Annotated in this window: 18 protein-coding genes and 1 tRNA gene; 7 read left to right on the top strand and 12 right to left on the bottom strand. The window is 51.9% G+C overall.

Going from position 1 to position 19,274, the window contains the following annotated elements:
* The 3 genes from LKK83_RS02560 to LKK83_RS02550 form a co-directional block, all read left to right on the top strand.
* Positions 1-817 (top strand): lysophospholipid acyltransferase family protein (locus LKK83_RS02560; protein ID WP_324629225.1); only part of this gene is annotated, 817 nt, incomplete at its 5' end.
* Positions 818-951: 134 nt separating this feature from the next.
* Positions 952-1,767, top strand: coding sequence for an alpha/beta fold hydrolase (locus tag LKK83_RS02555; RefSeq protein WP_324629224.1), 816 nt, complete (start codon positions 952-954; stop codon positions 1,765-1,767).
* Positions 1,768-1,827: 60 nt separating this feature from the next.
* Positions 1,828-1,899 (top strand) — tRNA-Lys (locus LKK83_RS02550).
* A gap of 985 nt (positions 1,900-2,884) precedes the next feature.
* Here LKK83_RS02550 and LKK83_RS02545 read toward each other — a convergent pair.
* The 6 genes from LKK83_RS02545 to LKK83_RS02520 form a co-directional block, all read right to left on the bottom strand.
* The gene (locus LKK83_RS02545; protein WP_324629223.1) at positions 2,885-3,082 is read right to left on the bottom strand and encodes a hypothetical protein; all 198 of its coding nucleotides are present in this window, start codon (positions 3,080-3,082) and stop codon (positions 2,885-2,887) included.
* Positions 3,083-3,284: 202 nt separating this feature from the next.
* A complete protein-coding gene (locus LKK83_RS02540) occupies positions 3,285-4,640 on the bottom strand; it encodes a DUF3370 domain-containing protein (protein ID WP_442957268.1) in 1,356 nt (451 codons plus the stop codon).
* A 381-nt stretch (positions 4,641-5,021) separates the two neighbouring features.
* On the bottom strand, positions 5,022-5,444 hold the full coding sequence (locus LKK83_RS02535) for a hypothetical protein (RefSeq protein WP_324629220.1): 423 nt from the start codon (positions 5,442-5,444) through the stop codon (positions 5,022-5,024).
* Positions 5,445-5,521: 77 nt separating this feature from the next.
* Positions 5,522-6,637 carry a ParM/StbA family protein gene (locus tag LKK83_RS02530; RefSeq protein WP_324629219.1) on the bottom strand — a complete coding sequence of 372 codons (1,116 nt, stop codon included), beginning with the start codon at positions 6,635-6,637 and terminating at the stop codon, positions 5,522-5,524.
* A gap of 82 nt (positions 6,638-6,719) precedes the next feature.
* Positions 6,720-7,130: a RidA family protein gene (locus tag LKK83_RS02525; RefSeq protein ID WP_324629218.1), complete on the bottom strand. Its 411-nt coding sequence runs from the start codon at positions 7,128-7,130 to the stop codon at positions 6,720-6,722.
* A gap of 816 nt (positions 7,131-7,946) precedes the next feature.
* Positions 7,947-8,378: an NUDIX hydrolase gene (locus LKK83_RS02520; RefSeq protein WP_324629217.1), complete on the bottom strand. Its 432-nt coding sequence runs from the start codon at positions 8,376-8,378 to the stop codon at positions 7,947-7,949.
* 44 nt (positions 8,379-8,422) lie between these two features.
* Here LKK83_RS02520 and LKK83_RS02515 point away from each other — a divergent pair, with 44 nt between their 5' ends.
* Together LKK83_RS02515 and malQ are read left to right on the top strand one after the other, a co-directional pair.
* Positions 8,423-8,599 carry a hypothetical protein gene (locus LKK83_RS02515; RefSeq protein WP_324629216.1) on the top strand — a complete coding sequence of 59 codons (177 nt, stop codon included), beginning with the start codon at positions 8,423-8,425 and terminating at the stop codon, positions 8,597-8,599.
* A gap of 7 nt (positions 8,600-8,606) precedes the next feature.
* Positions 8,607-10,109: a 4-alpha-glucanotransferase gene (gene malQ, locus LKK83_RS02510; protein ID WP_324629215.1), complete on the top strand. Its 1,503-nt coding sequence runs from the start codon at positions 8,607-8,609 to the stop codon at positions 10,107-10,109.
* Between the two features lie 84 nt (positions 10,110-10,193).
* Here the strand turns inward: malQ and LKK83_RS02505 are convergent, their stop codons facing one another.
* Both LKK83_RS02505 and LKK83_RS02500 read right to left on the bottom strand, forming a co-directional pair.
* Positions 10,194-10,982, bottom strand: a complete 789-nt coding sequence (locus LKK83_RS02505; RefSeq protein WP_324629214.1) for a helix-turn-helix domain-containing protein — start codon at positions 10,980-10,982, stop codon at positions 10,194-10,196.
* Positions 10,979-11,776, bottom strand: coding sequence for a pseudouridine synthase (locus LKK83_RS02500; RefSeq protein ID WP_324629226.1), 798 nt, complete (start codon positions 11,774-11,776; stop codon positions 10,979-10,981). Before LKK83_RS02500 ends, LKK83_RS02505 begins: the two co-directional genes overlap by 4 nt.
* 313 nt (positions 11,777-12,089) lie before the next feature.
* Here LKK83_RS02500 and LKK83_RS02495 point away from each other — a divergent pair, with 313 nt between their 5' ends.
* Entirely contained in the window at positions 12,090-12,854 is a 765-nt protein-coding gene (locus LKK83_RS02495; RefSeq protein ID WP_324629213.1) for an LmeA family phospholipid-binding protein, read from the top strand.
* Positions 12,855-12,953: 99 nt separating this feature from the next.
* On the opposite strand, the gene LKK83_RS02490 is transcribed toward LKK83_RS02495, so the two are convergent.
* From LKK83_RS02490 to LKK83_RS02475, 4 genes are all read right to left on the bottom strand, one after another.
* Positions 12,954-13,820, bottom strand: coding sequence for a phosphatidate cytidylyltransferase (locus LKK83_RS02490; RefSeq protein ID WP_324629212.1), 867 nt, complete (start codon positions 13,818-13,820; stop codon positions 12,954-12,956).
* Positions 13,821-14,052: 232 nt separating this feature from the next.
* On the bottom strand, positions 14,053-14,655 hold the full coding sequence (cbiT, locus tag LKK83_RS02485) for a precorrin-6Y C5,15-methyltransferase subunit CbiT (RefSeq protein ID WP_324629211.1): 603 nt from the start codon (positions 14,653-14,655) through the stop codon (positions 14,053-14,055).
* A gap of 204 nt (positions 14,656-14,859) precedes the next feature.
* Complete coding sequence (locus LKK83_RS02480) at positions 14,860-16,317, bottom strand: aminotransferase class I/II-fold pyridoxal phosphate-dependent enzyme (RefSeq protein ID WP_324629210.1); 1,458 nt, start codon at positions 16,315-16,317, stop codon at positions 14,860-14,862.
* Positions 16,317-17,612 (bottom strand): tetratricopeptide repeat protein, encoded by a 1,296-nt coding sequence (locus LKK83_RS02475; RefSeq protein ID WP_324629209.1) that lies wholly within the window; start codon positions 17,610-17,612, stop codon positions 16,317-16,319. The genes LKK83_RS02480 and LKK83_RS02475 overlap by 1 nt, the downstream gene beginning before the upstream one ends.
* 168 nt (positions 17,613-17,780) lie before the next feature.
* On the opposite strand from LKK83_RS02475, the gene LKK83_RS02470 reads away from it, so the two are divergent.
* The gene (locus LKK83_RS02470; protein ID WP_324629208.1) at positions 17,781-18,950 is read left to right on the top strand and encodes an esterase-like activity of phytase family protein; all 1,170 of its coding nucleotides are present in this window, start codon (positions 17,781-17,783) and stop codon (positions 18,948-18,950) included.
* The last annotated feature ends 324 nt before the right edge of the window (positions 18,951-19,274 follow it).

The following is a 19,274-nucleotide window of genomic DNA, read 5'->3' as shown; positions in this document are numbered from 1 at the left end:
AACCCAGATCTCAAAGGTCTGGGCGCAGAAGCCCGCGCCGTACCGCCTAAGCGGTCGGCGTCGGGAGTACGTCACAGGCCATCTTTCTATTCTATCGATGCCATTCAACGATCCGCTGCAAATTTCTCGCGCTTTCCTAGCCACCCTGGGAACTCGCATGTTTGTCCATTACGCCGATCGCATTCCCACCGGGGGTGCGGCGCTCATCGTCAGCAATCACCGCAGCTTTATGGATGCACCGTTGCTGATGGCTGCACTGGGACGCCCGATTCGCTTCGCTTGCCATCATTACATGACCCAAGTGCCCGTCTTGCGCGAATTCGTTCACCATTTGGGTTGCCTCCCCTTGCAAGCGAAGGGTCAGCAGCAACATCGGTTTTTCCGCCGCGCCAGAACTCTGCTGCAACAGCAACAAGCCATTGGCGTGTTTCCCGAAGGCGCTTCGCCGATGGTGCGCCTCACCGACCCCACCCAAGTCCAACCGTTTCACCCCGGATTCGCGCACTTGGCGCTCACTGCCCGGGTACCGGATTTAGTCGTGTTACCTGTGGCGATCGCCCCCATCGAAGAACAAGTTTACTCGGCAATCCCGGTGCGCGTCTTGAGCTGGTTTGACCCCTCAGAACCGGATTTCGAGCAAGATAGCTGGCACCCGGTGGTCTTTTATCGTCGGGTGAATGTGGCGATCGCTCGTCCCCACTGGATTCCCTCCCACCACTGGCAACATTGCTCCCGCAAACAGGCAAAAACTCAAATCGACGAGCTGATGAATTACTGTGACTCGGAAATTTCCGCTTTACTTGGCGATCTCTCCTGATGATTTCCCGGCACCTTCAGGGAGAACCTCCCCCGTCTCCCCCATTGACAATTCCCGGGTCTGTTCCCCCCCCTCAGAGGCGATCGCCACTGTTCCTATTGCTCAATTTTTAACCCGACACTCTTTCCTCAATCATGCCACGCGATAATCATTCTACGTTTCACTTCTTAACTGCGCTCTCGATCCAACCCGAAAAGCCGTTGTTCGTGTTTTTACCCGGCATGGATGGCACGGGCAAGTTGCTACAATTGCAGCTCGACAACGGTTTGGGAAATGTTTTCGATATCCGCTGTCTGGCAATCCCCCCAAATGACGTTTCTACCTGGGATCTGCTCGCGCAAAAGGTAGTGGCATTGCTCAGAGTCGAGTTGCGTCAGCATCCTCGGCGAGTGGTTTATCTGTGTGGGGAGTCGTTTGGCGGATGCTTGGCTCTGAAAGTGGCTCTCAAAGCTCCAGACTTGTTTCACCGTTTGATTTTGGTCAACCCGGCGTCTTGTTTTAATCAACGCCCTTGGATGCATATGGGATCCCACGTGAGCGCCTGGTTGCCTCCCGCATTTTATCCCCTCTCGGCGATCGCTCTGTTGCCGTTTTTGGCCGCCCTGGGCCGCATCGGACCGCGCGAACGCAAGGCTCTACTCGCCGCGATGCAGTCGGTTCCCCAGCACATCAGCGCTTGGCGGGTGAATTTATTGCGAGATTTTGAAATCAGCGCCGAGGAACTGGCGCAAATCTCTCAACCAGTTCTGTCGATCGCCGCCACCGCCGATCGCCTCTTGCCTTCCGCCGCTGAATCCACTCGCCTGGTTCGTTACATCCCCGATGCCAAGCAGGTCTTGCTCCCCCAAAGCGGTCATGCCTCTCTGCTCGAAACGGATGTCAATCTTTACCAAATTTTGCAGGAAAACCACTTTTTGCCGACTACCGCGATCGCCAGCACTGCCCGTTAACAAATTGTGACTCTCGCCAGTTGTCTTCTCCCCCATTTCTGTGGTATGATATAGGTTATCGGGTCACTAGCTCAACGGCAGAGCATCGGACTCTTAATCCGCTGGTTCAGGGTTCGAATCCCTGGTGACCCATCCCACGACAATCACGCCACATAACGCTTTCAGCATAAACTTACCCCGCATTCTCCGTCGCTCATGTCGCATGCGATAATGCGGCTTTTGGCTTTTGGGGGGAATACTTAAGCGCAAATTTAGTCCAAATTTAATCCTAGGTCAAAATCAGCCAAATGTGCTGCCGTACAGCACTCTCCCAGTGAAGGTGGAACAGTTTCGACGTCAGCACCAAAGCTTCTGGGTGGATTACTGCCTTGCTCAGCACAACATTGTCCAACTTGCTTGATTAATTTAACATACGGCTGTCGCAATTCCAGGGATTTGACTTGAACTTTTAGCGATTATATCCCTAGATTTTTTGCCGGAATTGTTGCGCGAACCACGGGAGGCCACGCAGCAGATGTAAGGGCAACATGTGCTGAAAAATTCCTCCGGGCGATCGCCACATCCTAACTTGACTCCGATTGGCGGATGGAAAATAACAAACACCGCAACCATTACACTTACACCCCTTCTGAAAAATCCCATTGCAATACCCGATGGCATGGGATTCAATTCCCCCTAACCAACCGCGCTGTTTCCCCCTTAACAAATTATGGCGGGTACCGAGGGCGATCGCCACTCCCCCCATTCCCAACCAACCGCCACAATCGAAACCCTGAACTTGGCTAATTGTCCAGCCTCATCACTCCATCGTTTCCTGCCTCTGCAGTGAAAAAATAAGACGAATAAAACCGCAAAACACATCGGCGTTCACTTGCTCCCCCTGCCTTTTTTGCGGATATCCTTCGGTAAAAAAGCATTTTGCGCCAAGCTTAAAAAGAAAAACTGCACGGAATTCGTGCAGTTGTAGCCTAAGAGAGGAGGAAAGGATTTTAAATCAATTTACTAAAATCGTTGTCAAAGAGGAGACAAATAGGAAGTTCATTAATGCAGGGAATGGAGTTAATAAATGGAGGGATTTAGCACAAAAAATTCGCTTTCATATCTTCCTTAAGATAGATTAATCCACCACCTCCAGCCAGCCGCGACGAATGGCGTGAGACAAACGTTTGAGAGCGGCTTCCTCTTCGGAATTGAGGGGATTGTCTAAGCAAGCATGGAGCATTTCGTGGTGGTGAGTGCTGATGCTGCCCACTTTCCAAGCTTGGCAAAACAGTTCGGCGATTGTGGCATCTGAGAGAAAATAGTGCGGGTTCATAAGGGGAATTTCAACTCTATATTTCAAGTATCAACGCTTTTAAGTGGAACTCCCGTGATCCAATGACTCATCTACCGTGACATCCGCCTGCATTTGCTGTGACAGAAATCACTACTACCTGTAGGGTGGGCAAGGCGTTGCCCACCCTACCCGTGACTTACGCATCTCCACAGCGGGATTGTCCCCGTGGGGAAAAGCCGGATTATTCCAGAGTTCGCACCGTAACGACTTGCGGCGGTGTGGCATCTGGGGGATAAATCAAATCCACTTCCACCAGACGCAGATCTCCCGGTGGCATTTCCAAAGTCAGCAACGGATCCCCCATTTGTCCCCGACGTTGTACCAAATGCCAATAGCGAGTCACTGGAATGCCGCGATCGTTCCTGTAGCGCATCCGAACGGTTCCTCGGAAAAACACCTGTGGCGCGGGAGGTTGCAAAAATCGCAACCCCTGTTTGCTCAAATTCTCTTCTTTCAATGGCGTTTGAAGCAAAACGGTTACGGTTTGGGTGTTGTTGGTGTTATTTTGCAGGGGCAAATTCAACCGATATTCCACCCCGTAATTCCCGTGGGCGCTGTAGGCGGTGTCGGAATAGCTAACCTGCATTGGAGCAGATTGCGCCTGACCGGTTTGCAATCGACCACCGGGTAAGGTACTGATGCCATAGGAAAAGGCGTCTCCCGGTTGGGGAATGTCGAGGGTTTGGGTGATGGGGTTATCTGCGATTGATGCGACCCATTGGGAACCTTTGGAGACGCCGGCGACGCGCCCGTAAATAATTTGTCCGGAGGTTTGGTTGGGAGGAGTGGGGGCGCGATCGCGCGGTCCGGCTAAATCGCCAGTTTCGAGCAAGGTTTCCCATTCTGCCAAAGTGGGCGCTCGTTCGTTCCCTTGGGCATCTTCCCGGGCATACAGGGCCAAACTCGCCAGGTAAACTGTGCCGTTACTTCGCAAGCGCATTAAGGTAGAACGCCCGTTGAGGGGAGGTTCGAGGGTGCGAACCGGGATGGGCAAGTTCATCAGCATTTGACTTGATTGTGGGGGGATGGTCAGTTGCGCCGGCCAAATGTCTTGGCGCTGTTCGCGCAAGATTTCAGTGGTGACGCGATCGCCCGGACCGGCATACACTTCCCCTGTGGGATTGGGAACCATTGGCGGTAATTGAATAAACGGCGCATCGGGTTGGGAAAGATAGCTCGCCGCCTGCAAAATATTTACCGTCACCGGTTCGGAAGTGGGGTTGTGGATGAGAATTCCCAGGTACATCGGGGTGAGGTCTGGCAATTCGCGATCGCCAAAAACGTGATGGGCAAAGATATCGAAGCGCCCGGAAAAGCGGAAGTTTAAATGGGCGGCGGGCACTTGTTTGTTTTCTGGGGGAAAGGTGGAGAGTAAAATGCCCTCGGTGCCAATTTTTTCGGGACTGTTGCTATTAAACATGGGCACGTCATCCAGTTCCCCCGGGAGTGGGCGGACTTCCTGGGGTTTGACGATTTCCTGTGGTTCCGGGGCGGGTTCGGTTTGGGCGATGAGCAGGCTTGACAAAAGGGCGAGAATGTGCATTTGAGAAACGAGGAAAATGAGCGAATCGCTAGGCTATTTATTGTACGGGAGAAAGGCAACTGTTGTTTCGCGATTGGGGAAATTCCTATCCGCCAGTTTTTGATAAAGAATGGTATTCTGAATCGTGGGGTATTCAATACATTGTGATGGGTTTTATTCTGGGGATTAAGGGGAAGAATTGCGAGGTAAATTTTTCTCTGAAGTGGGCGATCGCTGAGGGGGGGAAGGTGACAGAAAAGCTGGGGGAATGGGTAGGGGTTTGAGGGGAGAAAGCGCCCAAAAAAATTCAAGAGCCAAAAGTCAACATTCCATGACTTCTGACTCCTGATGCCTGTAGATTTGCGACGCGATCGCTAGATACTCTGTTCAACCGATTTAAAAATCATCGATAAAAGAACTGAGACGCTGGAGCAATGGATCCACCGGTTTGGGTGGACCGACTGGTTCGGGTTCGGGTTCGGGTTCTGGCTGCGGTTGCGGTTGAGCGTGGGGTTGGGGTGGGGGCTGATAACTCGCGCGCCCTTCATTGAGGGCGATCGCCAACTGCCCCACCTGCAAGCTAAGCTGCTGCACCTGACTTTCCAGGGCATCCAACCGATTCGCCTCTTGGGCGGCTATCCGTTGCTCTATAGAAGCCAATTGCCCTTTTAACTCGGCAATTTCCGCTTCAGCATTATCTGCACTCGCCGAATTCCGGCTAGGTCTAACCGATTCTGGCACGTACAAATATTGCCAAAGCGCCTCTTTACACAAGTCGCTGAAACGCTTGTGGGGTTGCTTCTGTAACTCTTTTTTCACAACCGCCAACAAAGTATGGTCGGCTACCTCATCAGTAAACTCGACCGATTTCTTTGTCTTGTTTGACCAAAATCCCATTAACTACCAGACCTAGAAGAGCGAGTGCTGTAGGATGACGACGCCAATTGTGCCTCTCCGTACAGATATTGCCCCACCGCATTGGCTTGACGAGAAGGCTGAGCTAAATGCGCTCTGAGCTTCGCTTCCTTCAGCAGGGGTTCGAGGTCACTCCAGAAAAATTGGCCGCCACCACCCGTCAGGATAACATCTGTCACCCGTTCTGGCAGCCATGCAATTAATTTGCCAGACAATTCCCGGGCAAAATGTTCGCGCAGATTCGGCAGAAAATCGTCGATATTCGTCGGTTTTGTCGCCCCGCGCGGACGGAAGAAGCGTTCGCCCCGAGGGCGATTCACGGCAGCAATCAAAGACAGAGATTGACTGTCTGCTCCCTCGATTTCCGCTGCCACTCGTTTGTAAAACTCGCTCATGGCAAAGGCTTCGCTCTTCGATGCCCCCCGGGCGAAGCGGAAGTTATCCACCATCAAAAAGTCGGACGTTTGATGTCCGATATCCACGATCGCCACGGAAGTCTTAGAAAAATCCGGAGACGGACCTTTCTTGTCCACCTTTTCTTGCGCTTCACACCAAATCAAGCTACCGTAGCCTTCTGGCATCACCCACACTTTAGTGATATTCAGCGGCACTTGTTCGCCGCGATAGCTCATAATGTGGGGACAAGTCAGCAGGCTGGTAATCTCTTCTTTTTCCCGCTCGAACTCTTCCTGGGAATGATAAGGCAGACCCAGCACGAGTACCAAATCGTCTTTCAGACCAAAATAACCCGCACTGGCTAAAACTTTAGCCAGTGCCTTTTGCACTTTGCTCTCTCCGACGCCGAGATTGGCTCCAAAGTCTGCCGCAAGCTGACCGATCGCGTAACCGCGTCCTTGGTACTCGATCCACATATCCAACAATGGATCCGTGGGACGAGATTCAAACTCCCCGCCGCGCACCTTCTCCACCGGGAGTTCTGCGACGTTGGAGGGAATAAAAACCACTTGGTTCGGATCGCGGCTGACGCAAGCTTTGGTCGCCGTGCGACCCAAATCAACACTCAGAATAGAGGTTCTAAAGGTATTACTAGACGCTTTGCTAGTAACTGCAGTATTTGTGGGCTGTTGGATCGTCATTAAATCTTATAACCTCCCCTAGATTCACCATTATCTTGCCACCAAATCCCAAACATATCAGGATTTTGCTGCAGCGTGAATATTAAGATGATGCGGGCGTTTGTTCAATCATGGCAATACACTCAATTTCTACCCGTACATCCTTGGGTAGACGCGACACCTGAATTGCAGCACGCGCTGGAGCAGTGGCTTCATCGAAATATCGAGCATAGACTGCATTCATCGTGGCAAAATCATTCATATCTGCCAGAAAAACTGTGGTTTTCACCACATCCTGGAAGGTTGCACCCGCAGCAGTCAGGATAGCTTTTATATTGGCCATCACCTGTACGGTCTGTTTTTCCACATCCCCCTGGCCGATTATTTCTCCGGTGGTGGGATCGAGGGAAATTTGACCGGCGACAAACACTAGCTTACCACTAGCGATAATGGCTTGATTGTAAGGCCCAACCGGTGCGGGGGCTTGGTCGGTGTGAATAATTTGTTTACTCATTGAGCGTGATAACCGTTGCGAAGAAGACTGGATCCGGTTCGGTTGTCCCTCGCCAAGGGGCGGGTTCAACACAGCTTGCTGGATTTTACCAGGCTCGGGACTTTTGTCTCTACCTCGCTTAAGTTCTTTAATTGAGTTGGGTGAAATTCTCCGACAGATGTGGGCGCGATCGCTAAGTTTAGGTCTTGCTGGAATAATTTTACTGGATTTGGGGAGCATTAGTGACATTTTCCCCCCGATCGCGGATAATTTTTTGGGGTGGAGTTGCCAGGGTGGGGCACCTCCTCCCCAGCCACTCCACGAAACCCCGGGCGATCGCCGCCACCCGATTTCTCCCTGATTCCCCCCCTCAACTACCGATTCGTCCATTCTTTCTAACTCCCGGAAGTGCAACAGAATCGCTTTCCCCATTTCGATAACTTCTCGATCGCCATCCAGGATCGGCAACGGGTCGTGCCTTGTCCCTCCCTTTGATTTGCATCATTATTTCCGAATCCCCCGGGACAGCGCCTTTTTCCCTTCACCGAATTCCCGGCTTTATTTCCCTGGGTTCGAGCATCAAGAACGCGCGAAAATCGAGACCATAATTGCCTGAAATTGCGCGCAAAAATTATAGTTTTATCTGAGTTAATTTAACAGCAAATATGTTTTTTGTTGTCCCTTTCAAGGATAGCCAAATATGCCGATGCTGATTTATTTTTACCTTGAAAATTATAGAATAAATTCGCAAAACATATTAAGAATTATTCTATTTGTGAATCAATTGCCAACAATTTTTGTTTCAATTTTATGCCATTAAATTTTTGTAATCCGGGGTTACAAGGGCGGGCGGAAGTTATGGAAACGGTAATTGCAATAATCCTGGAGGATGCGATCGTGGTCAAAGCAGAGATTTTCCGGTAAACCATCGTTGGGGTGAAAAATCTCTAAATTTTTCGCATCATCAGACGCTTGAGGGGTACCCATTGCCCGGGCGACAAACACCACGCTGAGGGTATGCTTGCGGGGGTCGCGATTCGGGTCGGAGTAAACGTGGAATTGTTCGAGCAGTTCCACATCTAACCCAGTTTCTTCCTTCGCCTCGCGCACTGCAGCGGTTTCGACCGATTCGCCATAATCCACGAAACCGCCGGGAAGTGCCCAGCCATAGGGGGGATTGAGACGCTCGATCGCGACGATGGGGCGGTTGGGAAAATCCACTAACTCGATAATGATATCAACGGTGGGAATGGGATTGCGATAAGTCATGGAGAAATTCAGGGGTAAAGTAGAGAAAGCAGACCGGGAGGAGAATGGGGACAGAGCAGCCACCGAAACGCGATCGCCATCCAGACCTGGGTCGTTTCCAACCGTTATGGTCGGATGCTGACCTAAAAATGTTCGCGGCCATGATAAAAATGATAGACTCGACACAAGTCGGCTTGCCAGAACGAGTCGGCACAAAGCGATCGTATCTTTTTTTTGCGTAATTCGGCCATGCCTTTTCCCAGATCTAGCGGTATTTTGCTTCACCCCACCTCCTTTCCCAGCCGTTTTGGGATTGGCGACTTAGGCGATGCAGCCCATCGCTTCGTAGATTTTTTAGTAGATAGCGCCCAGCAGTTTTGGCAGATTTTGCCCCTCGGACCGACGGGATATGGCAATTCGCCCTATATGTGCTATTCCGCAATGGCGGGCAATCCGTTCTTGATTAGTCCCGATCGCCTGCGCCAGGAAGGATGGCTAGAGGAAGAAGATTTGTGGCATTTGCCCGAATTCCCGCTCGATCGCGTGGATTACGATCGCGCCTTTGGCATCAAAATGCCTTTATTAGAAAAAGCTTGCCAAAATTTCCGACAAAAAGCGACGCCACAACAGCAACAGGAATTTGAAAAATTCTGCCATAGCAAATCCTATTGGCTAGAAGATTACGCCACCTTTATGGCGATTAAAGGGGCGCAAGAAGGTAAAAGCTGGCATCAATGGGACGAGGCGACGCGCGATCGCCAACCGGAAGCATTAGAAAAATGGCGATCGCAACTCAGTGACGAAATCTTCTTGCATAAATTCCTGCAATTCCAATTTTTCCGCCAATGGTCCGAACTGAAACGCTACACCAACGAAAAAGGCATTTCAATCATCGGTGATATTCCGATTTACGTTGCTCACGATAGTGCCGACGTTTGGTCTCATCGGGAAATCTTTTGCCTGGACGTCAAAACCGGAGAACCGTCGCAAATGGCAGGAGTTCCGCCGGATTATTTCAGCGCCACCGGACAGTTGTGGGGCAATCCGGTTTATCTGTGGAAGCGACTGGAAAAAACCAATTTTAAATGGTGGGTGGAGCGCTTCCGTTCCATGTTAGAATATGTGGATGTAATTCGCATCGACCACTTCCGGGGATTAGAATCATTCTGGTCCGTGCGCCAAGGAGAAGACACCGCCTTAAACGGGAAATGGGTAAAAGCGCCCGGGGAAGCCCTGTTAAAAACCGTGAACGATAAACTGGGCAAATTGCCATTGATTGCGGAAGATTTAGGGGTAATTACGCCAGAAGTAGAGGCCCTGCGAGACCAATTTGAATTTCCCGGAATGAAGATATTGCAATTTGCCTTTGGTTCCGGACCGGGGAATCCCTATTTGCCGTTTAATTTCTATACGCGCAACTGCGTAGTTTATAGTGGAACCCACGACAACGATACAACCGTGGGATGGTTCGATAAACTGCCCGAGCATGAAAAATTAGGCGTGGAGGCGTATGTCGGACCGATTAGTCCCGATGGCATTCATTGGGATATGATTCGAGTGGCGCTCTCTTCGGTAGCAAATCAAGCGATTATTCCCTTCCAAGACTTGTTAGGATTGGGCAGCGATGCGCGGATGAACGTGCCGAGCAAAGCTGGGGGAAATTGGGAGTGGCGGTATCGAGAGGAAGCATTAAACCATCAAGTGAGCGATCGCTTGCGAATGTACACCGAAACCTATGGTCGTCGCCGTTAGTAGGGGAGGCGCAGTTTTCGGGTTAGGGTTCCCAGCGCAGACTGGGAACGAGAGAAAAAAACCTGGTGCGATCGCCCGGTGGTGCTATTCTTCAGCGGGAACCACCACTTCTTCCACCGCACCGGGTGCTCCCATGCGTTTTGCTTGACCGTCATTCACTGCAAACAGAACCCCACCGGCATTTCCGGCGCGCACCACCAATTGCTGATTAGCTTCCCAAGTGCGTTGGGTGCCTTCAGGCAAAGTCCCTTCAAACTCAGTTTTGCCATCGGCGATGATTTGCACCCAGGATGCATCTTGAAAAGTCAGTCCTACCCGCACCGGTTTATTTGGATTACCGGGGGAGGAAACGCTTGCGTCGGCGGTAGCACTTGCCGGCTGAGCGGGAGTTTTGCCGTTACCCGGATCCGATTCATTAACCTGCACCGTGGTGGGGTTTTGCGATCGCATGGCGGTGGTATTCATCACCCCAGATAAGACTTTAACCGAGCAAACAATCAAAACAATATAAAACAAGTACAGATGAATCGGGCGGATTTGAGGCAGAGGTAAATAACGCCACCAGGAAAACTGCAGCGATCGCCATTTCGATCCTACAGGAAACTGTTTGGCGAAAGCAACACCATCCAAACCGAGAGCTTCGGCAAATCTTAACAGAAATCCCTGAATGTAAACTGGTTCGGGGAGCTTTTCGATGCGACCTTCTTCAATCGCTTGCAGCAAACTCTTGCGAATCATCGTTTTAGCGGCGATTTGTTCCAGGGGAATTTGCTGTTGTTCGCGCAGTTGTCGCAATTCGGCTCCCATTTTGGCCAATTTAGTCGCGCGTACTTGCTCGCGATTCAGTGGCGGCTGACTTTTCTGTGTCTTCATATGCCCTGTTCCTCGATCTGTGTTGCTGGCAGGTTCTCTGATGATAGGTGGACTTGAGTGCGTAAAAAACGAATCTCTGAGTCGTTCAAGGGGCGATATTCACCGCAACGCAACTGGGGGTGCCCTGGCGGGTTTAACTCAATCGATCCAATTGCCGTGCGGTGCAACTGAATCACTGGATATCCTAACTGAGCGGCGACCCGGCGAATCTGTCGATTTCTGCCTTCTTTGAGAACGATTTCTAAGCGGGTTTTGGATTTGCGCTCAGCTTCGAGAACTCGAAGCTGAGCGGGGATGGTTTTTCGCCCATCAAGCATCACACCGCGACGCCATTGCTGCAAGATGGATTCCGGCGGATGTCCTTCGACCCAAACCCGATAGGTTTTGGGAATGCAGTGCTTCGGGTGAGTCAGATGGAACGTCAGCATCCCATCATTGGTTAGGAGTAAGGCTCCAGTGGAATCGAAATCCAAGCGGCCCACCGGGTGAATTCCCTGAGAGTCCCGCAATTCGGGAGGCAACAGATGGAGGACGGTGGTGCGTCCTTGGGGATCCGAGCAGGTGGAAACCACTCCTGCCGGTTTGTGCAACAACAGATATACCAGATCGGGTCGATGAGCCGGTTCGATCGCGCGATCGTCCACTTCAATGCGATCGAGCAGAGGATTGGCTTTTTGGCCCAGATGGACCGGTTGGCCATTTAACTTAACCCGTCCTTGCTGAATCATTTTTTCGGCTTGACGGCGTGAGGCAATGCCCCACTGGGAAAGGATTTTTTGCACTCTTTCATCCATCATCTGGATCCGCTGGGCTGCTGGCGTGAACGTAAGATCGGTTTATTTAAAGTCAATCGTAAGCCAGGATAAACGCTGTAAAAATCTTACCGGATAGCATGAGTTACCCTTGGCAGTGGGATCCGGTAGGGGCAGGAGAATGCTAGGGTAAGGGGGTTAAAGACCCACGACTTTGGCCCGCTCGAATTTGCATCGGTGGCATTTGCCAATCCCGATTGATTCTCGCTCCCGCCCATGCTAGTTCTATTTTCCTGCTAAAACGCTGCTGTGTTCATCTAGATTGAATATGAATTCAGGTTTTGATTTGATAAACTTGTCTGCACGATCTCCCGGACCAAGGGTTTCCCCGGGGACGGAGCGGCCCCCATCGCCGCCGGAGAGTGGGAAACCGCGTCAGCTCATTGGTCGGGTGCTGTCAAAGGCGGTAGAGCTGTGGTTGCGATCGCAGGTGGAGGCGATCGACACTCTACAGGTGACGGTGACGGCGGACGATCGCCAACTCCTGCAAGGTAGCATTCCGCAGGTTTTTATCCGAGCTTCTGGTGCGCTCTATCAAGGCTTGCACCTGAGCCACATCGAACTGTGCTGTCGCTGCATTCGGGTCAATTTGTCCCAAGTCTTGCGCGGGAAACCCCTGCGCTTGTTAGAACCCTTGCCGGCCACCGTTAGACTAGAACTCACCGAAGCGGATTTGAATGCCTCCCTACAGGCGCCTTTGCTCGCCAATGCCTTGAGCGAATTGTTGCGTCCCTTGCTGGGGGCGGAAAATTTGGAGAACTCTGGCGCTTTGCAGTGGCATCGCGCGCAGATGCATTGCGACGTGCAAACTCTCACCCTCACCGGGTGCTGTCCCTCGGAGGGGAACCGCGCCGACCCCTTTCTCTTGCGGATGGGATTGGAATTAGCTAGCCCGCATCAACTGCATTTTGTCAATCCGTCGATTCAGAGAACTGCTACCGCAGCGATCGCACCGTTAGAGAGTTTTACCCTGGAGTTAGGCTCACAAGTGGCGATCGAACAATTCATCTGGACGCCGGGACAATGGGAATGTGGCGGACGACTTACCGTGATGCCATAAATCACCCCATCGCGATCGCTGGGGGCGGTGGTAGAGACGCGATAAATCGCGTCTCTACCGGCGTGCGTTCCCGGGTGATACGGGGAACGAGTCAAGCGGTTAGGGAAATAGGGGTAAGAACAGAGTGACGAAATAATAGACCAATGGTGCGGTAAACACATAGCTATCGGTGCGATCGAGAATGCCACCGTGACCCGGAATCAGTTTGCCCGAGTCCTTAACCCCCGCATCGCGTTTCATCAGGGATTCAATTAAATCGCCCAACAGACTCGCCACCCCCAGCAACATGCCGAATGCCACGCCGGTGCCTTGCCAAGCGGGCCAGCCGAGATACCACGCGCCGGTGGTGGCGAGAATCACGCTACTCACCACGCCAAAAATCGCACCTTCCACGGTTTTTTTCGGACTGATATCCGAAAGGGGAGTGCGGCCAAATTGCTTACCGCCGAGATAAGCTGCCGAATCGGCGGTAGAGATACAAATAAACGAGAGCAATGTAACCGTAAGACCGGGGGGTAATGCGGCGAAATTCGCCCAATTTTCCGGCCAATATCCATTGAACGGGAGATTGCTGAAGGCTGCGGTGCCTAGGGTGCGTAAGCGCACCCAAAAACTGGGTAAATAACCAATATAAAACAACCCGAGAATTGAGGCGGCTAAGTCAGCGATGGTAGCCATTTTCGGCTTAAACAGCAAGTAGAAACAAATGCAAGTTCCGGCGATGGGTAACAGTGCATCGGCGAGGTGAGAATCCACTGTAGAAAAGACCAGCAGGGAGAGACTGAAAAATAAGCTAGTTTTCGCGGCGGGGACAACTCCTTTTGCGCGCACTAGCTCCAAGTATTCCAGATGGCCGAGAACAATCAAAATCCCTACCCCGAAGGTAAAGTACCAGCCTCCCACGAAGGTGATTCCGAGGGCGAGGACAAGCGCAACAATCGTACTGACAATCCGAGACCAAGGCATAGAATAATGATGTTTAATTCAATACAGCGGTAGGGTAAAATAAAGCCTTTCCGGGGGTTTAGGAGAACTCGCCAGGGCGTGAATCCCCTCAGAATAAAGATTAACTAAATCTTAATCATCTTGGGGGGCAAGGGTGGAGAGGATTGGCTCGATCGCGGGAGAAAAAGGGGTTTTCCAGTGCATTGCGCCGATCGCGCCGGATCCCCACCGCCGCTTACAGGGAGGGGCTTTCTCACTCGAGTTTTTCACCACTGAGAATAAAAATTGGATCCACAGCAGCAAAGGTTTGACTGGTGCCTCGGGTTTCTAAACGGTTTACCGAGCATTGCACCACCTCCACATTGCGAGCTTGCAACTCGGCAAAGGCTTCGGAAATCGCATAGAGGTTTTCCAGATTGGCGGCGGTGGCGACAATGCGCCCTTGGGGTTGTAAATAGGTCCAGGCTTCATTCAAAATGGCTTTGATGGGTCGTCCGCCTTCAATGCAAACGCGATTGGGCGGATAGGGAAGCTGGTGCAGGCATTCAGGGGCACGACCTTCGATGACTTGTACGTTTTTCACCTCAAAGCGATCGCAGTTATGGCGAATTAACGAGGCCACTTCCTCATCGCGCTCCACGGCAATAATCCGCCCTTCAGGACACAATAACCCAGTTTCCACCGGAATGGTGCCGGTGCCGGCCCCAATATCCCACAGTACCGAATCGACTTCGACGCGCAACTGAGACAGCAGCAGCAGCCTGGTTTCGCGCTTGCTCATGGGAATCCCGGGGAGGCGATCGAATAAATCATCTGGAATCCCTGGCGTCATATATGGCCACAGAGAGGAAGGCATAGTTCACCATCATCAACGCGATTGTTGCGCCATCGGGGAAGACCCGATCGCGGCTAGAAAGTATGTTCTTTTGTTAATCCTGTGATTTTCCATTGGCTTTTAGCAACAATTTTAATCTTTATTTTCTCCAGACAAACAATGGTATCTTATCGCAGTTAAAAACCCAATTTTGTCAGCGATCGCACTGTAGGCGATCGCGATTTTTCACCCCGCGATCGCTTGAATCGTCTGCAGGGTGGGATCCGCCAATCCGGTTATCCTCCCCCCATTGGCGCGAACCTGCTGCAAGTAATCGATCGCGGCGGCGCAAATTGTCTCTCCGGGCATCAATACCGGAATTCCCGGCGGATAGGGACAGACTAACTCGGCACTGATTCTCCCCACACACTGGCGGATTTCCACGGTTTCCACCGGGGCGAAAAACGCCTCGCGCGGGGAAAGGGGGCGGGCCGGCAGGGGCGCAGGGGGACAGGGGGGCGGCGATGCTGGGGGACGGCGGTAGTGGGCGCTGAGGGTTTTAAACGCCGCCACCAGACGTTCGATGTCGTCGCCACGATTGCCTAAAGAAATAATAAAGGTTAGATGGCGGGCCGAGGGTAATTCGCAGGTGACGCCGAGTTTTTCGTGGAGGATTTCATCGGCTTGATAGCCATTAAGCCCCAATTGCGTCACCTTGACGGTGAGACGGGTGCGATCGCCCCGGTCAAATCCGGCCCGCTTCGGGGGGGAACTCTCCAATACCGAGATGCCCTGAATCGCTTCTAGCCTTGCCCGGGCGTCATCTGCCAGGTTGAGGGTTCTTTCCATTAACGCCTCGCCGTGGAGGGCCATTTGGCGGCGGGCTGCATCCAGTGACGCCAGCAGCAGATAGCTGGGACTGGTGGAGTGTATCAATTGCAAGGCGGCGGAGATTCGCTGGGGGTCGATGCGGTGGCCCTGCAGGTGCAACATGGAGGCTTGGGTCATGGCCCCGAGGACTTTGTGAATCGACTGCACGGATAGGTCGGCCCCGGCTTGCAGGGCGGGGGTGGGTAAATCGGGATGAAAGGCAAAATGGGGACCGTGGGCTTCATCGACTAATAAGGGAATGCCCTGCTGATGGACGATATCGGCGATCGCTTCGATATCGCCACAGATGCCCTGATAGGTGGGATACACCATCATCACCGCTTTCGCATCCGGATGCTGGGCCAGGGCCGCCGCCACCGCCTCGGGGGTGATGCTTAAGGGTAAATCCCACTCTGGGTGGTATTCGGGATTGATGAAAACCGGCACTGCGCCGGATAAGATTAAGCCGGAAATAGCGGACTGATGAGTGTTGCGCGGGAGGATGATTTTTTCTCCGGGGGCGAGGGTGGCTAATATGCCGGCGATCGCGCCTCCGGTGGATCCATTGACCGAGAACCAGGTGCGATCGGCCCCAAATGCCTGGGCGGCTAATTGCTGCGCTTGGGCGATCGCTCCTTGGGGGGCAAATAAGTTATCCAATTCGGGCAATTCGGGCAAATCGGCTTGAAATACCGCTTGCCCGCATAAATCTCCCAAGGATTGGGCAATTCCGCGTCCGCCTTTGTGTCCGGGGGCGTAAAAGGGGGCGCGATCGCTGCGGGCACAGTGTTGCAAGGTTTCTAACAGGGGGGCTTGGCTTTGTGAATTCACCATTAATAATTTATCCGGTTGCGAGGGTTGGAAAGTTGCTGGATTTTTTCGGTAAAATAGGCTTCTTGATAGTTTAATTGTCGGGCGATTTCTAAGGCATTTTTAAAGGCGCGCTCGGCGTTGGCATAGTTGTTTTGTTCGAGGTGCAGTTGGCCGATTTCGTCGTAGGTATTCATAATTCCGTAAAGGTTGTAAGCCCGGCGATCGACCAGTAATAAGGCTTCATAAACTTCCAAGGCGGCGTCGATTTGTTCGGCATTTTTATAAATTCTGGCTAGGGCTTGCAGGGCGTCGCGGGCAATGTAAAATTGCTGCTGCGCCCAGGCAAGGGTATAGGTTTCTTGATAGGTATTGATGGCGGATTGCAGGTAGCCGAGGGTTTCGTAGTCGGTGGCGATCGCTAGTTTTAATTCGGGGATTTTTTGCCCGGATTCTGGGGTGGAATAATATCTCACCAGCCGTTGGCGCATGGCAATGGCTTTTTCTAGTCGATTGGCTTGGGTGTAGATAAATGCTAGGTCTTCGATGTAGGCAATTTGTTGGGGGACGTTGCCTCGGGATGTGGCAATATTGAGGAGCTGTTCGTAAGGGGCGGCGGCATTGGCGTAATCGAGTTTTTCCAGATACAATCCACCGATGAGGGTTAAGGCGGCTTCTTGGGCGGGGATGTCTTGGCGATCGCGGGCGTGGGTGAGGATTTGTCGATACACTTGGATGGCAAAATCGCGCGATCGCAGCACTTGAAATCCCTGGCCTAATCGTTCGAGAAGGCTTAATTCGCAGGTTTGTTCTCCGGTACAATTGGCTTGATAAATGGCGGCCATTCGTCCTTCGATGAATTGCACTGGGGTGATTTGTTCTCGTTCCCAGGCGATCGCCCCCACTCGCGTCAGGGCTTCCACTTCGGTTTCCGGTCCAAAATAGCGCCGCAATCGCAATTCTCGATACCAAATTTCAAACGCTTCCCTGGTATTTCCTGCGGCTAATTCGGCAGATGCTTCGCCGTTGAGTTCGTCTAATGCTGTATCTAATTCTCGTAATTGTTCTGCAGTTAATTCCTCGTTTTTTTTGGGCGGTTTTGGCAATAACGGATCGGGGGCGATCGCTTCTAATGGATTGGGCGGCAATGGCGGCGGGTCGGAGTTCCCCCCACGAGACAATACTGGATTACCATATCCCAGGCAAAAAGTCAAGAGCAAACCGGAAAAAATTCGGAAAAAATTGCGGTTTCGCTGCGGATTGCTGGCGAGGTTGTGGCTTATTGCCTCAGACTTTTTCTGGGCATGAATTTTATTCATCAAATTTGGCCGTTTTTTTTGACTGTTGCCCCGATGCGGTGAAGCTTTGGGAAGAAAAAATAACCGATTTTTGCGTTGATGGTTTGGGGGGTAGCGGTGAAAACGGGATTGGCTAATTTTGTTAGAGTAAAAACCGGAGTTCGTGCAATGAATCATGGGAGGTTAATAATGAACCCGCGCAGATTTAGATGGTTCCGGTGGCCGATCGCGGTCATTCTCGCTTTGTCCTGTTTGCTGACATCCTGTAGTTTGCCCCAAGTTAACGCCCAAGAACGGATGTTTCTCGGCCTTTCTCTGGAGTTTGTGGACGAATACACCCTACCCAAACAGCGGTTTGAGGATACGCCCGTGGGCGGGTTATCGGGAATTACCTACGATCGCCAGCGCGATCGGTTTTATGCCATCTCGGACGATCGCGGGTATTATGCCCCCGCCCGCTTCTATACCCTAAAACTGATTTTGGATTCTAACAGTTCCGAGGCGCTTCGCATCAAAAAAATCGAAGTGGAGGATATGACCACCCTGCAAGATGAAGCGGGCAACCCTTATGCGATCGGCGCCATTAACCCGGAAGGAATTGCCTTTGCTGCGCCCAATAGTCTGTTTATCTCCTCTGAAGGCGTCTCGCGCAAGGGGATTCCCCCTTTTCTCCATGAGGTGAATCGCGAAACCGGGGCTTTCTTGCGAAATGTACCCCTCCCAAAGCGCTATCTTCCCGATGAGAAAGAAAAACAAACTGTCGGGGTACAGGATAATTTGGGGTTGGAATCTCTGACTCTCAACCCGCGCGGGTATGGGGATGCTAGTGTGAATCCCTATCGTCTGTTTACCGCTACGGAAGCGCCTTTGCTACAGGATGTGGATGACCCAGAAGCAGAACTCGCCCCGAAAAATCGCTTGCTGCACTATCTGATCGGCGATGGACCGCCTGTGCTGATTTCGGAAAATCTTTACCCTCTGGATAATAGCGCCCGGTGGAGTATTTATAATGGTTTAACCGAATTATTGGCATTGCGCCAAGGCGGTCATTTGTTGAGTTTAGAACGGTCTTTTGGCTTAACGGGATTTGGGGCAAAAATTTTTGAAATTACGACCGGTAGCGCGACGGATACTTCGCGAATTGCTAGTTTGAAAGGGCAACTGACGAAAGTAGAACCGGTTGGCAAAAATTTACTGTTCGATTTGAGCGAGTTGGGCATGGCGGTGGACAATCTGGAAGGCATGACTCTCGGCCCGGTTTTGCCCGATGGGAGTGAAAGTTTGATTGTGGTTGGCGACAATAATTTTAATCCCGATCGCGGCACGCAGTTTTTATTATTTCGCCTGCGATCGCGCTAAATGAGCCAAGGGTTGATATTAACTCGTTTCACTCGTTCCCCCCAGGGGGGAACGTCCCACCCCTCCGCCTCCCCCCCCAATAAATGCGCAAAATAATTTGCACCCTTGCTTAATTCCCCGCTGGGCGATCGGGTTATTCCAACAAACTCATTCTACCGCCTCCGGTAAAATTATTTTAGGTTCTACCGAACCTGGTATGTAAAATCCTCGCGCATCAGACAAAAAACACTTGCTACGAGAGCGTTTGAGGCCAGCCTTGCCTGTTCTTGATAAGGAAAGAAATTTGCAGAGGACTCAATATTGCTGCTGGCAAAGGTTTGATTG

The organism is Phormidium sp. CCY1219, from assembly GCF_035615515.1.
Lineage (GTDB): Bacteria > Cyanobacteriota > Cyanobacteriia > Cyanobacteriales > Laspinemataceae > CCY1219.
The sequence above is the reverse complement of the archived record's forward strand: the minus strand, read 5'-3'. Positions and strand labels throughout refer to the sequence as shown.

Excerpts from the sequence above, each read along its gene's own strand:
- LKK83_RS02500 (WP_324629226.1), bottom strand. The coding sequence starts at position 11,776 with ATGGATGAAAGAGTGCAAAAAATCCTTTCCCAGTGGGGCATTGCCTCA.
- LKK83_RS02490 (WP_324629212.1), bottom strand. The coding sequence starts at position 13,820 with ATGCCTTGGTCTCGGATTGTCAGTACGATTGTTGCGCTTGTCCTCGCC.
- LKK83_RS02525 (WP_324629218.1), bottom strand. The coding sequence starts at position 7,130 with ATGAGTAAACAAATTATTCACACCGACCAAGCCCCCGCACCGGTTGGG.
- LKK83_RS02545 (WP_324629223.1), bottom strand. The coding sequence starts at position 3,082 with ATGAACCCGCACTATTTTCTCTCAGATGCCACAATCGCCGAACTGTTT.
- LKK83_RS02480 (WP_324629210.1), bottom strand. The coding sequence starts at position 16,317 with ATGGTGAATTCACAAAGCCAAGCCCCCCTGTTAGAAACCTTGCAACAC.
- LKK83_RS02515 (WP_324629216.1), top strand. The coding sequence starts at position 8,423 with ATGGGGACAGAGCAGCCACCGAAACGCGATCGCCATCCAGACCTGGGT.
- LKK83_RS02470 (WP_324629208.1), top strand. The coding sequence starts at position 17,781 with ATGAACCCGCGCAGATTTAGATGGTTCCGGTGGCCGATCGCGGTCATT.
- LKK83_RS02505 (WP_324629214.1), bottom strand. The coding sequence starts at position 10,982 with ATGAAGACACAGAAAAGTCAGCCGCCACTGAATCGCGAGCAAGTACGC.
- LKK83_RS02555 (WP_324629224.1), top strand. The coding sequence starts at position 952 with ATGCCACGCGATAATCATTCTACGTTTCACTTCTTAACTGCGCTCTCG.
- LKK83_RS02530 (WP_324629219.1), bottom strand. The coding sequence starts at position 6,637 with ATGACGATCCAACAGCCCACAAATACTGCAGTTACTAGCAAAGCGTCT.
- malQ (WP_324629215.1), top strand. The coding sequence starts at position 8,607 with ATGCCTTTTCCCAGATCTAGCGGTATTTTGCTTCACCCCACCTCCTTT.
- LKK83_RS02520 (WP_324629217.1), bottom strand. The coding sequence starts at position 8,378 with ATGACTTATCGCAATCCCATTCCCACCGTTGATATCATTATCGAGTTA.
- cbiT (WP_324629211.1), bottom strand. The coding sequence starts at position 14,655 with ATGCCTTCCTCTCTGTGGCCATATATGACGCCAGGGATTCCAGATGAT.
- LKK83_RS02475 (WP_324629209.1), bottom strand. The coding sequence starts at position 17,612 with ATGAATAAAATTCATGCCCAGAAAAAGTCTGAGGCAATAAGCCACAAC.